Source organism: Streptomyces sp. JH34 (genome assembly GCF_029428875.1).
Classification (GTDB): Bacteria; Actinomycetota; Actinomycetes; order Streptomycetales; family Streptomycetaceae; genus Streptomyces.
Window position 1 is genome coordinate 1,960,880 of sequence record NZ_JAJSOO010000001.1, and the last position, 12,590, is coordinate 1,973,469.

Here is a 12,590-nt window from a genome sequence, read left to right on the forward strand (position 1 = left end):
AGGTTCGGAAGGGGACGGGCCGGTCAGGCGCCGATGAGCTTGGCGAACTTCTCCTCGTACGCCGTCTCTTCCTCGGCGCTGAGGGAGCGGAAGGACCGCGACTTCGCGGCCATCGCCCTGTCGGGGAGGATCAGCGTGTTGGACGCCATCGACGCGTCGATCTTCGCGAGTTCACCGGCGACCCCGTCCACCGGGCAGACGTAGTTGATGTAGGCGGCGAGCCGGGCCGCGACCGGGAGTTCGTAGTAGTAGTCCATGAGCTTCTCGGCGTTGGTCTTGTGCCGGGCATGCGCCGGGATCAGCATGTTGTCGCTCGAGGTGATGTAGCCGGCGGACGGGATCGAGAACTTGATCGCGGGGTTGTCGGCCTGGAGCTGGATGATGTCGCCCGCCCAGGCCACGCAGGCCGCGATGTCGCCCGTGCTCAGGTCCGCGGTGTAGTCGTTGCCGGTGAAGCGGCGTATCTGCTTGGTGTCGACGCCCTTCTGCATCCGCCCGACGGCCGCGTCGAAGTCGGTGTCGGAGAACGACCCGGGGTCCTTGCCCATGTCGAGGAGCGTCATGCCGACCGAGTCACGCATCTCGGAGAGGAACGAGACCTTGCCCTTGAGCTTCGGGTCGTCGAGCAGCTGGGTGACGGAGTCGACCCTCCGGCCGCCGGTCGCCTTCTCGTTGTAGGCGATGACGGTGGGGATACCGGTCCACGGATAGGAGTAGGCGCGTCCGGGGTCCCAGTCGGGCGTACGGAACTGGGCCGACAGGTTCGCGAAGGCGTGCGGCAGGTTCGCGTGGTCGAGCTTCTGCGCCCAGCCGAGCCGGATGATGCGGGCGGCGAGCCAGTCCGTCACGATGACGAGATCGCGTCCGGTGTCCTGGCCCGCGGCGAGCTGCGGCTTGATCTTCCCGAAGAACTCGACGTTGTCGTTGATGTCCTCGGTGTACTTGACCTCGATACCGGTGCGCTTCGTGAAGGCGTCCAGGGTCGGCCGGCTCTTCTCGTCCTCGCCGACGTCCATGTACTCGGTCCAGTTGGAGAAGTTGATCTGCTTCTCCGCCGCCGAGTGGTCGTCTGAGGCAGCGGCGTCGCCCGCGCGTGCGGCGGGCGGGATGCCGCAAGCGCTCAGCGCGCCGAGGCCGCCGAACGCGAGGGCCGCCGTGCCCGATGCCCGGAGGAGGGACCGGCGGGTGAGGGCACCTCTGCCGTCTCTGAGGCTGCGCCTCATGGCGGCCAGCTGGGGCGCGGAGAGGCGCTCGGGCTCGTACTGCTCCATACGCGTGTGCCCTTCCGGGTGGGTGGGGCCGCCGTGCGGCGGCCGCTGCTATCGGTCCCCGAAGACGGTGCGGTGCCAGTCCTTCCTGGCCACCGCGGTGTTGTCGTACATGACGTGCTTGACCTGTGTGTACTCCTCGAAGGAGTACGACGACATGTCCTTGCCGAAGCCGCTTGCCTTGTATCCGCCGTGCGGCATCTCGCTGATGATCGGGATGTGGTCGTTGATCCACACGCAGCCCGCCCTGAGCTCGCGGGTGGCGCGGTTGGCCCGGTACAGACCGGTGCTCCAGGCGGAGGCGGCCAGTCCGTAAGGGGTGTCGTTGGCGAGGCGGATTCCCTCGTCGTCGGTGTCGAAGGGCAGTACCACCAGGACGGGACCGAAGATCTCCGAGCCGACGATCTCGCTGTCCTGGGCGGCGCCCGTGATGAGGGTCGGCCGGTAGTAGGCGCCGTCGGCGAGTGCGCCGCCGGGGGCCTCGCCGCCGGTGACGACGGTGGCGTAGGAGCGGGCGCGGTCGACGAATCCGGCGACGCGGTCACGCTGCTGACGGCTGATGAGCGGGCCCAGGTCGGTCGAGGGGTCGAAGGGGTCACCGAGCCGCACGGTCTCCATCAGGGCGGCGACCCCGCTGACGAACGCGTCGTACAGGGGGCGCTGCACATAGGCGCGGGTGGCGGCCGTGCAGTCCTGGCCGGTGTTGATGAGGGCCCCGGCCACCGCTCCGTGGACCGCGGCGTCGAGATCGGCGTCGTCGAACACGAGGAAGGGGGCCTTGCCGCCGAGTTCGAGGTGCAGGCGCTTGACGGTGGAGGTGGCGAGCTCGGCGACGCGCTTGCCTACGGCGGTGGATCCGGTGAAGGAGGTCATCGCGACGTCGGGGTGGCCGACGAGGTGCTCGCCCGCGTCCTGCCCCGCGCCGGAGACGATGTTGATCACACCGTCGGGGATGCCGGCCTCCGTGGCCGCCTGCGCGAACATCAGCGAGGTCAGAGGCGTGATCTCGGCCGGCTTCAGCACGATGGTGTTGCCCGCGGCGACGGCCGGGAGGATCTTCCAGGCCGCCATCTGCAGGGGGTAGTTCCAGGGTGCGACGGAACCGATGACCCCGAGGGCCTCGCGGCGCACGTAGGAGGTGTGGTCGCCGCTGTACTCGGCGGCCGACCTCCCTTCGAGGTGGCGGGCGGCGCCGGCGAAGAACGAGGTGTTGTCGACCGTGCCGGGGACGTCGAACTCGGTGGACAGCTTGAGGGGCTTGCCGCACTGCAGGGATTCGGCGTACGCGAAGTCCTCGGCCCGCACGGCGAGTACGGCGGCGAAGCGGTGCAGCGCCTCGGAGCGTTCGCCCGGGGTGAGACCCGACCAGCCGGGGAACGCCTCACGGGCCGCGGCCACGGCGGCGTCGACGTCGTCGGTGCCCGCCAGTTCGTACCGGAGGACCGTCCGGCCCGTCGCCGGGTCCACCACGTCCAGATGGCGTCCCGACGTGCCGGGGCGCAGGCGTCCGCCGATGTACTGCGCGCCGGCGGCGAAGCGGTCCTGCACCGGGAAACCGTTGCCCATGACGTTCTCCTCCGCTGCCCCCTGACCAGGGGCTGCGTAGCTTCTTCTCGAATTGAGTGCCGATCCTGACAGAGCACACCTCTACCAACAAGTGATTCCGTTGTTTCCTTTTGGTTACGCGACGGAATCTGTCGACGATGTGTCTCGTGCGTACAGAAATCCCTGTACGAGCTGTCAGTGGCGGATGCCACACTCGGCTGGCATGGGACAGGAACACATGGACGGCCTCCTGGCGCGCACGGAGCGCGGGGAGCGCGTGAAGTACCTGCCGTTCTGGGGGCACCGGCCACGGCCGGACGGCAGGCTCGGGGAGAGCTGCCTCAGCCAGTGGTGGCCCGCGCCGTTCGCGGTCGGCCCGGTGACCTACGCATCCGCTGAGCACTGGATGATGGCCGGCAAGGCGCGGCTCTTCGGGGACGCGGACGCCGAGGCCTCGGCCGTGGCGGCGGGCAGTCCCGCGGCGGCGAAGAAGGTGGGCCGGCTGGTCCGGGGTTTCGACGACGAGGTGTGGACCCGGGAGCGGTTCGGCCTGGTCGTCGCGGGCAGCGTGCACAAGTTCGGTCAGGATCCGGCGCTGCGCGCGTATCTGCTGGGCACCGGTGAGCGCGTACTCGTCGAGGCCAGTCCGATGGACCGGATATGGGGCATCGGGCTCGCCAAGGACGACCCGCGCGCGGCGGACCCCGCTTCCTGGCGTGGGCTCAACCTGCTGGGCTTCGCGCTGATGGAGGCGCGGGAGCGGCTGCGCGCGGAGTGACGCGGCGCGTGGCCGGGCCGGGGACGCGCGTCCCCGGCCGGCCACGGACGGCCGTGCACCGCGTGCGTGGGTCAGCGCGAGGTGCCGACGACCAGTGACGTGGCGTAGGGGTCGTAGTAGTCGCCGTCACTGCCCGTCTCGTCGTTGGCGACGGCCCAGATCAGGAATCCGAGGAAGATGGCGCTGATGACGATCGCGACCGAGCCGAGGATGATCCCGGCGAGTGCCATGCCGCTGTTGGTCGCCTCACCCCGCTTGGCGCGGCCCCGGCCGATGATGCCGAAGATCAGGGCGAGGATGCCCAGGACGATGCCGATTCCCCACATGCAGAATCCGACCACCCCGATGATGCCGATCACCATGGCGGCGATACCGAGCCCGTTGGCGGGCGCCGGGCCCCAGGGCTGCTGGCCTGCGTAACCGGCGTATCCCGGGTAGCCGTAGGACGCCGAAGGCGCGGCGGGAGCCGCCGGATATCCGTACGCGCCCGAGGGTGCGGCGGGAGCGGCGGGGTAGCCGTACGGATCGTGCTGCCCCGGACCGTTCGGCCCGACCGGGGGCGCGGGCACAGGGGGGTGCTGCGGGCCGAAGGTTCCGGCCGGTCCGGGTATCGGCCCGGTCCCGGAGTCGACGCCCGGCATCGACGTGACCGTGGGCTGGTTGTGGACGGTGGGCGGCGCGGCGTCCGTGGGCTGCTTGCCCAGCTCGACCCTGTTCTCCGGCGGAGCCCACGGATCGCGCGGCGCGCCCTCGCCCCCGGGCTGCTGTGTGTTGTCTGACATGGGCCTCCCCCATCGTGGTCCCGCCATGCTACGGCCCGGCATCCGGCCACAGGGCCCCGCATACGATGATCGGTGCGGCCGGTACGCCCGACCGAATATCCAGAGATCCGGGAGTATCCGATGAGCGATCTGCACCCCTTCATCGCGGGGCTGCCCAAGGCCGAGCTGCACGTTCACCACGTCGGGTCCGCCTCGCCCCGCATCGTGGCCGAACTGGCGGCCCACCACCCCGACTCCAAGGTTCCCACCGACCCGGAGGCGCTGTCCGACTTCTTCACCTTCACCGACTTCGGGCACTTCATCGACGTCTACCTCTCGGTGGTGGACCTGGTCCGCACCCCCGAGGACGTCAGGCTGCTGACCTTCGAGGTGGCCCGGGACATGGCACGGCAGAACATCCGGTACGCGGAGCTGACCGTCACCCCGTTCAGCTCGACCCGTCGGGGTATCCCGGAGCAGGGCTTCATGGAGGCCATCGAGGACGCCCGCAAGGCAGCCGAGACCGAGCTCGGGGTCGTCCTGCGCTGGTGCTTCGACATTCCGGGCGAGGCCGGGCTCGAGGCCGCCGAGGAGACGACCCGTCTCGCGGTCGACCTGCGGCCCGAGGGACTGGTCTCCTTCGGCCTCGGCGGGCCCGAGGTCGGCGTGGACCGTCCGCAGTTCAAGCCCTGGTTCGACCGTGCGATCGCCGAGGGCCTCCACTCCGTCCCGCACGCCGGGGAGACCACGGGCCCGGGGACGGTCTGGGACGCGCTGACGGCTCTGCGCGCGGAGCGCATCGGTCACGGCACCAGTTCCACCCAGGACCCGAAGCTGCTGGCGCATCTCGCCGAGCACCGCATCGCCCTGGAGGTCTGCCCGACGTCGAACATCGCCACCCGGGCGGTCGCGGACCTCGACCGGCACCCGATAAGGGAAATGGTCGAGGCCGGTGTCCTCGTCACGGTCAACAGCGACGACCCGCCCATGTTCGGCACCGACCTCAACAACGAGTACGGGGTGGCGGCCCGGCTGCTCGGCCTCGACGAGCGCGGCCTGGCCGGGCTGGCGAAGAACGCCGTGGAGGCCTCGTTCATGGACCCGGCCGGCAAGCGAGCGCTGAACGCCGAGATCGACACGTACACGACGAACTGGCTGGAGGCTCCCGGGCGGTGACCCATCCGGTCACAATGGCCCCATGACCACCACCGTCACCGCCGTGGCCCACCGGGGCGATCCCTACCGCGCACGCGAGAACACGCTCCCCTCGATCCGGTCCGCCGTGGACAGGGGGGCGGACGCGGTCGAGATCGATGTCCGCGTCACCCGGGACAAGGTGCCCGTGCTGCTCCACGACTCCACGCTGGAACGCCTGTGGGGCCATGACGTCCGCCTCGACCGGCTGGATCAGCGGGAGTTGGCGGAGCGGACCGGCGGCGGAGTGCCCACCCTGCGCCAGGCGCTGACCGCCGCCGGCGACCGCCGGGTCATGCTCGACCTGCCCGGCGCGACCGGCGTGTCGGTGCGGGAGACCGTCGCCGTGGTGCGGGAGTGCGGGGCCGAGGACCGCGTGTACTACTGCGCGGACACGCACGCGATGCTGAAGGTGCGCGCGGCCGACCCGGCCGCCGAGATCGCGCTGACGTGGACGACCCTCGCTCCGCCGCGCGCCGTACTGCTCGACGCGGTGCGGCCGCGCTGGCTCAACTACCGCTTCGGGCTGCTGAGCCGCGAGCTGACCGAGCGCGTCCACGCCGACGGGCTGCTGGTCTCCGCCTGGACGGTGGACACCCGGCGCACGATGCGCCGTCTGCTGACGTACGGAGTCGACTCGATCACCAGCAACCGGATCGACGCACTCCGGGACCAGCTGGCCAACTCCCCTGTACCTGATGCCTCTTGACCGGTCCGGCATCATGGGCGGTCCGTGCCGTCCGTGATCCCTGGAGCAGACGTGACCGAAGCCGGCCCCCGCACCCCGCCCTCCCGTGTCCGTGCCGACATCGCCCACAACGCCCGGGTCTGGAACCACTGGCTGGGCGGCACCGACAACCATCCCGTGGACCGGGCGGTGGGCGACCGGGTCACCGGCATGTACCCGAGCATCGGCGAAGTGGCCCGGGCGGACCGGGCGTTCCTCGGCCGGGCGGTACGCCATCTGGCAGGTGACGCGGGGATGAGCCAGTTCCTGGACATCGGCACCGGACTGCCGACCGCGGACAACACCCACGAGGTCGCCCAGCACACCGCACCCGACGCACGCGTCGTCTACGTCGACAACGACCCGGTCGTCCTGGCGCACTCACGCTCCCTGCTCACCAGCTCGCCCGAGGGCGCGACCGAGTACGTCGAGGCGGACGCGCGGGATCCGGAACTGATCCTCCGCGCGGCCGGACGGACCCTGGACCTCCGGCGCCCGGTCGCGGTGATGATGCTGGGCATCCTCAACTTCGTCCTGGACACCGACGAGGCGCGAGGCATCGTGACGCGGCTGATGGAAGGCCTGCCGTCCGGCAGCCATCTGGTGCTCACCCATCCCACGACGGAGCTGGGCGGCGAGGGGAACGAGGCCGCCATGCGCTTCTGGAACGAGAACGCCACCCCGCCGATCACCGCCCGCAGCCGTACCGAGTTCGCCTCGTTCCTCGACGGGCTGGACCTCCTTGAGCCGGGCATCGTGTCCTGCTCCCGCTGGCGGGCCGCCCCGCACGACCTGAACCCGCAGGTCGCCCAGTTCGGCGCGGTGGGCCGCAAGCCCTGATGCCACGACCCGGAACGCGGTGGTTCCCGCGCGAGGCCTGGACCGTCGACCTCGGCGTCGCCCTGCTGGTGCAGGCCGCGGTCACCATGCCGTTCGTGGTGCCCCGCTCGGACTCCCTGCCTGCGGCCACCTGGGCGGCGTACGGGCTGACCACGCTGACGGTCCTGCCGCTGGTCTCCCGTCGCCGGGCACCGGCCACCGTGCTGATCGCCGTGCTGGCGGCGGGGGCGCTGTACCGGTTCGCCCTGGACGGCCCGGGCCAGCCGCTGCCGTACACCGGCCTGGTCGCCTTCTACACGGTGGCCGAGCTGTCCCCTCCCCGGCGGCGGCTCGCCATAGCCGCGCTGGTGCTCGCGGCGGTGTTCCCCTCCGTGGCGGTGAACACCGGTGAAGCGCGCGAGCTGCTGTTCTCGCTGTTCGTCTTCGCGGCGGCGTACGCCTTCGGCCGGTTCACCCACACCCGCAAGGCCTACATCCGTGCGATGGAGGACCGGGCGCGGCAGATGGAGGTGACCCACGCGATCGAGGCCGAGCAGGCCGCCGCCCGGGAACGGGCGAGGATCGCACGGGAGATGCACGACATCCTCTCCCACGCGGTCAGTCTGATGATCGTGCAGGCGGAGGCCGGGCCGGTCGCCGTGCGCACCGCGCCGGCACGGGCCGAGGCCGCCTTCGACGCCATCTCGGAGACCGGCCGGGACGCGATGGTGCAGCTCCGCCGGATGCTGGGGGTGCTGCGCGAGGACGCGGCGGGCAGCGAGGCGTCGCCACGTGCGCCCCAGCCCGCGCTGACCGAGCTCCCGGACCTGCTGGACCGGGTTCGCGCCGGCGGTCTCGACGTCACGCACACGGTGACGGGCCACCCGGCGCCCCTGCCCGCGGACACCGAGGCCACGGTGTACCGGATCGTGCAGGAGGCGCTGACGAACGTCGTGCGGCACGCCCGCGCGAGCCGCGTGGGCGTGGAACTCTGTCACGTCCCGGACGGGCTGACCGTCACCGTGACGGACGACGGGCGGGGGCCGGGGACCACCACCGGTCTGGGGCTGGTCGGCATCCGCGAGAGGGCCGCCGCGCACGGCGGGACGGCCGTGTGCGGGGCCGGCCCGGACGGGGTCGGATTCCAGGTCCTCGTCGAACTTCCCCTAGTAACCTCCCCTACGGAGGTGGGCCGTTGACGATCCGTGTGGTGGTGGCGGACGACCAGGAGCTGGTGCGCAGCGGCTTCGCGATGATCCTGGACGCGCAGCCGGACATCGAGGTGCTCGCCGAGGTGGGGAACGGCGCGCAGGCGGTCGACGCGGTGGACGCGCTGCGGCCCGACATCGTGCTGCTGGACATCAGGATGCCCGTCATGGACGGCATCGAGGCCTGCCGTGCGATCAGTGCGCGGAGCGGGTGCCGCACGGTCATGCTCACCACGTTCGACTCGGACGCCTATGTCTACGAGGCGCTGCACGCGGGCGCGAGCGGCTTCCTGCTGAAGGACGTCCGCCGGGACGACCTCGTCCACGCGGTCCGGGTGGTCGCGGCCGGGGACTCCCTGGTCGCCCCGTCGGTGGCCCGCCGACTCATCGCCGAGTACACCTCGCGGCCCGTCGCGACCCCGTCCTCACCGGAGCCGTCCCGGCTGGGCGCGCTCACCGCCCGGGAGCGGGAAACGCTTCTGCACCTGGCACGGGGGCTCTCCAACGCGGAGATCGCGGCGGCGCTCGTGCTCAGCGAGCACACGGTGAAGACCCATGTGGGCAACGTGTTGTCCAAGCTGGGCCTGCGGGACCGCGTCCAAGCCGTCATCTGCGCGTACGAGACCGGGCTGGTGGCTCCCTCACCCGAGGGAGGGGATGCCGGGGCCTCCCCCGCGCGAGCGAGGAGGTCTCCCCCGCACGACCCCTCGCTCGGGTGATCCGCGAGCGCCTCCGGAGCAACAGGATGGAGTCATGCAGCAGTTACGGACCTCATCCCCTGGAGCCGCCTGATGAACGCACGCACCCGCACACTCCTCGCCGCGGCCCTCGTCCTCGGCGTCGCGGCGGGCCCCGCCGCACCGGCCGCCTCCGCCCATGTCGCGGCGCCGCGCGCACACGTACGCACGCACACCGTTCCCGAGGCGGACGCCGCCGCCCTGAGCGCGGCGATCTCCGGGCTTCCCTCCGCCGACGACGCCACCGCCGCGCTCGTGCGGGTCGGCGGCACCGACGGCAGCTGGCGCGGCAGTTCGGGCGTGCACGACGTGGTCACCGGCCGTCCCGCCGACCCGGCGGCGCGCTTCCGGGCAGGTTCGGTCACCAAGGTCTTCACCGCCGCCACGGTCCTGCAGCTGGCCGGCGAGCGGAAGCTGGACCTCGACCGGACCGCCCGGTACTACCTCCCGGACCTGATACCGGAGGCGTACGCGCGGGTCACCGTCCGGCAACTGCTCGACCACACCAGCGGGATACCGGCGGCGGATCTGCCCGGCGACACCCTGGAGGAGGTGTACGCCCACCGGTTCGACCTGCACACACCGCGCGGCATGGTCGCCTCCGCCATGGCGAAGGCCCCCGAGTTCGCGCCCGGACGCAGCCAGCACTACCTCAACATCAGCTACACCGTGCTGGGGCTGCTGGTGGAGAAGGTGACCGGCGACTCGTACGCCGGTCAGGTGAACGAGCGCATTCTGCGTCCGCTGGGGCTGCGCTCCACGTCGTTCCCCGGTGCGGACCCCGGCATCCGGGGTCCGCACAACCACGGCTACCAGGTCTTCGACACTCCGGGCGGCGGGACGGAGCTGCGGGACGTCACGGTGTGGGGCATGACGGGCAGCTGGGCGGCCGGGGACATCATCTCGACCACGGCTGATCTGGAACGCTTCACCCGGGCCCTGTTCGCCGGCGAGGTCGTGCGAGGTCCGCTGCTGGAGGAGATGTTCACCCTGCCGGACGCCTCGGTGCGTACGTACGGGACGGGCAAACCCGCCCGGTACAGCGCGGGACTGTCCGTGCTGACCCTGGGCGGGCGGGAGGTGTGGGGGAAGTCGGGCGGCCGCTGGGGCTACAACACGGCGGTGGCGGCCACCCGCGATCTCTCCAGGACCCTGGTGTACAGCGTCAACTCCACGGAGGCGAAGGGCCAGGACATGAACGCCACGGCGAGGGACGTCACGGTGGCGGCCTTCGGAGCTCCGCCGGCGGGATGAGGTCACACCGCCGCGGCCGCCTCCAGGCGCCTGATCATGCGGTGGACGACGAGCAGTGGGACGATCCCGAAGACCCCGAAGGACATGTCGATGACCGTCCACCAGAAGGGGATGTCGCGGATCGGCCCGCAGATCAGGGCGAGGGGGATGATCCCGGCGCAGGCGATCATGCCGAACTGGATCACCCAGATGTTGCGGACCGGGTCGCGGTAGGGCCCGTAGAAGGCCACCGCGATGACGAGGTGGGCGAAGGCCAGCCAGTCGGTGCCGTAGAGGACGAAGGGGTACGCCGCATCGGCCTCGTCGAGGCCGGTGCGGACCCGGGTGATCCACTCCACGAGGGCCGGGAAGTGCTCGGGAGCGGGGGAGGCGGAGGACGTCAGCAGGTCCTCGGCCCAGTGGAGTTCGGTGACCAGCGGGAAGGCCGTGAGGCCGCTGAAGACCAGACAGACGATGAAGACGACCAACCACACGCGTATGCGCCGCAACAGGGCTCGCTCGCTCATGCCCCGCAGCGTACGCCCATCATGAACACGTTCAAAAAGTGGGTTCCGCCGTATCCCTGGGCCCCATGTGTGCGGCGACGTCGGGCTGCCGCGACCGGTCCGGCGGGAACGCCCCGTTGCGCACACCCTGCCCATGGGGCGCGCCCCTGCCCCAAAACGCGCGGACGGCCCCGGGCCTGAGCCCGGGGCCGTCCGGCCGGATGCCGCCGCTCAGTCGTCGAGCGAGGTCATGACGTGCTTGATGCGGGTGTAGTCCTCGAAGCCGTAGGCGGAGAGGTCCTTGCCGTAGCCGGACTTCTTGAACCCGCCGTGCGGCATCTCCGCGACGAGCGGGATGTGGGTGTTGATCCACACGCAGCCGAAGTCGAGCTTCTTGGACATCCGCATGGCACGGGAGTGGTCCTTGGTCCACACCGAGGAGGCCAGGGCGTACTCGACGCCGTTGGCGTACTCGACGGCCTGGGCCTCGTCCGTGAAGGACTGGACGGTGATGACGGGGCCGAAGACCTCGTTCTGGACGATCTCGTCGTCCTGCCGGAGACCTGAGACCACCGTGGGGGCGTAGAAGTAGCCCTTGTCGCCGACCCGGTGGCCGCCGGCCTCGACCCTCGCGTGTGCGGGGAGGCGCTCGATGAAGCCGCTGACCTGCGCCAGCTGGTTGGCGTTGTTGAGCGGGCCGTAGAGCACGTCCTCGTCGTCCGGCAGGCCGGTCTTCGTGTCGGCCGCCGCCTTGGCGAGCGCGGTGACGAACTCGTCGTGGATGGATTCGTGGACCATGACACGGGTCGCGGCCGTGCAGTCCTGGCCCGCGTTGAAGTACCCCGCGACGGAGATCCCCTCCACGGCCTTGGCGATGTCGGTGTCCTCGAACACGACGACGGGAGCCTTCCCGCCGAGCTCCAGGTGGACCCGCTTGACGTCCTTGGCGGCGGACTCCGCGACCTGCGTACCGGCCCGCACCGAGCCGGTGATCGAGGCCATCGCGGGGGTCGGGTGCTCGACCATCGCGCGGCCGGTGTCACGGTCGCCGCAGATGACGTTGAAGACGCCCTTGGGCAGGATCTGCCCGATGATCTCGGCGATCAGCACGGTCGACGCCGGGGTGGTGTCGGACGGCTTGATGACGACGGTGTTGCCCGCGGCGAGCGCCGGGGCGAACTTCCACACGGCCATCATCATCGGGTAGTTCCACGGAGCGACCTGGGCGCAGACACCCACGGGCTCGCGGCGGACGATGGAGGTGAGCCCCTCCATGTACTCGCCGGCCGAACGGCCCTCCAGCAGCCGGGCGGCACCCGCGAAGAAGCGGATCTGGTCCACCATCGGCGGGATCTCTTCGGTGCGGGTGAGCTCCAGCGGCTTGCCGGTGTTCTCGGACTCGGCCGCGACGAGGTCCTCGGCACGCTCCTCGAAGGCGTCGGCGATCTTCAGCAGTGCCTTCTGGCGCTCGGCGGGCGTCACGTCGCGCCAGGCGGGGAACGCGGCCGCGGCGGCGTCCATGGCGGCATCGACGTCGGCCTGCCCCGAGAGGGGGGAGGTCGCGTAGACCTCTTCCGTCACCGGGTTGACCACGTCGATGGTCCGTCCGTCCGCGGCGTCCCGGAACTCTCCGTTGATGTAGTTGCGCAGGCGGCGCACCTCGGTGGTCACAACCACCCCTCCTGTCGGCTGTCCGATGGGTGAGACGTCCACCCTAAACCGTTCGGTGACGCTTTCGACATACCCACCCACCGCGAACTTCGGATTCAGTGCGATACAAGCACTCAGACAACGAATTTCATCGATTCAGGCTT

At 70.8% G+C, this 12,590-nt stretch carries 12 protein-coding genes; 7 read left to right on the plus strand and 5 right to left on the minus strand.

Annotation, left to right across the window (positions count from 1 at the left end; translation table 11 throughout):
• Positions 1-23: 23 nt before the first annotated feature.
• Both LWJ43_RS08390 and LWJ43_RS08395 read right to left on the minus strand, forming a co-directional pair.
• A complete protein-coding gene (locus LWJ43_RS08390) occupies positions 24-1,271 on the minus strand; it encodes a polyamine ABC transporter substrate-binding protein (RefSeq protein ID WP_277331671.1) in 1,248 nt (415 codons plus the stop codon).
• Positions 1,272-1,319: 48 nt separating this feature from the next.
• Entirely contained in the window at positions 1,320-2,834 is a 1,515-nt protein-coding gene (locus tag LWJ43_RS08395) for a gamma-aminobutyraldehyde dehydrogenase (protein ID WP_277331672.1), read from the minus strand.
• A 217-nt stretch (positions 2,835-3,051) separates the two neighbouring features.
• Here LWJ43_RS08395 and LWJ43_RS08400 point away from each other — a divergent pair, with 217 nt between their 5' ends.
• On the plus strand, positions 3,052-3,591 hold the full coding sequence (locus LWJ43_RS08400; protein ID WP_462100943.1) for an NADAR family protein: 540 nt from the start codon (positions 3,052-3,054) through the stop codon (positions 3,589-3,591).
• A gap of 71 nt (positions 3,592-3,662) precedes the next feature.
• Here the strand turns inward: LWJ43_RS08400 and LWJ43_RS08405 are convergent, their stop codons facing one another.
• On the minus strand, positions 3,663-4,373 hold the full coding sequence (locus LWJ43_RS08405; protein ID WP_277331674.1) for a DUF4190 domain-containing protein: 711 nt from the start codon (positions 4,371-4,373) through the stop codon (positions 3,663-3,665).
• 120 nt (positions 4,374-4,493) lie between these two features.
• Here LWJ43_RS08405 and LWJ43_RS08410 point away from each other — a divergent pair, with 120 nt between their 5' ends.
• The 6 genes from LWJ43_RS08410 (at position 4,494) to LWJ43_RS08435 (ending at position 10,291) form a co-directional block, all read left to right on the plus strand.
• Positions 4,494-5,528, plus strand: a complete 1,035-nt coding sequence (locus LWJ43_RS08410) for an adenosine deaminase (RefSeq protein ID WP_277331675.1) — start codon at positions 4,494-4,496, stop codon at positions 5,526-5,528.
• Positions 5,529-5,550: 22 nt separating this feature from the next.
• Positions 5,551-6,255 carry a glycerophosphodiester phosphodiesterase gene (locus tag LWJ43_RS08415; RefSeq protein WP_277331676.1) on the plus strand — a complete coding sequence of 235 codons (705 nt, stop codon included), beginning with the start codon at positions 5,551-5,553 and terminating at the stop codon, positions 6,253-6,255.
• Between the two features lie 51 nt (positions 6,256-6,306).
• On the plus strand, positions 6,307-7,113 hold the full coding sequence (locus LWJ43_RS08420) for an SAM-dependent methyltransferase (RefSeq protein ID WP_277331677.1): 807 nt from the start codon (positions 6,307-6,309) through the stop codon (positions 7,111-7,113).
• Positions 7,113-8,291: a sensor histidine kinase gene (locus LWJ43_RS08425; RefSeq protein ID WP_277331678.1), complete on the plus strand. Its 1,179-nt coding sequence runs from the start codon at positions 7,113-7,115 to the stop codon at positions 8,289-8,291. Before LWJ43_RS08420 ends, LWJ43_RS08425 begins: the two co-directional genes overlap by 1 nt.
• A complete protein-coding gene (locus LWJ43_RS08430; RefSeq protein WP_277331679.1) occupies positions 8,288-9,019 on the plus strand; it encodes a response regulator in 732 nt (243 codons plus the stop codon). The genes LWJ43_RS08425 and LWJ43_RS08430 overlap by 4 nt, the downstream gene beginning before the upstream one ends.
• Before the next feature lie 72 nt (positions 9,020-9,091).
• Positions 9,092-10,291, plus strand: coding sequence for a serine hydrolase domain-containing protein (locus LWJ43_RS08435; RefSeq protein ID WP_277331680.1), 1,200 nt, complete (start codon positions 9,092-9,094; stop codon positions 10,289-10,291).
• A 2-nt stretch (positions 10,292-10,293) separates the two neighbouring features.
• Here LWJ43_RS08435 and LWJ43_RS08440 read toward each other — a convergent pair whose 3' ends face one another.
• The gene (locus tag LWJ43_RS08440) at positions 10,294-10,797 is read right to left on the minus strand and encodes a hypothetical protein (RefSeq protein ID WP_277331681.1); all 504 of its coding nucleotides are present in this window, start codon (positions 10,795-10,797) and stop codon (positions 10,294-10,296) included.
• 210 nt (positions 10,798-11,007) lie between these two features.
• Positions 11,008-12,447, minus strand: a complete 1,440-nt coding sequence (locus LWJ43_RS08445) for a gamma-aminobutyraldehyde dehydrogenase (protein ID WP_277331682.1) — start codon at positions 12,445-12,447, stop codon at positions 11,008-11,010.
• Positions 12,448-12,590: the final 143 nt, after the last annotated feature.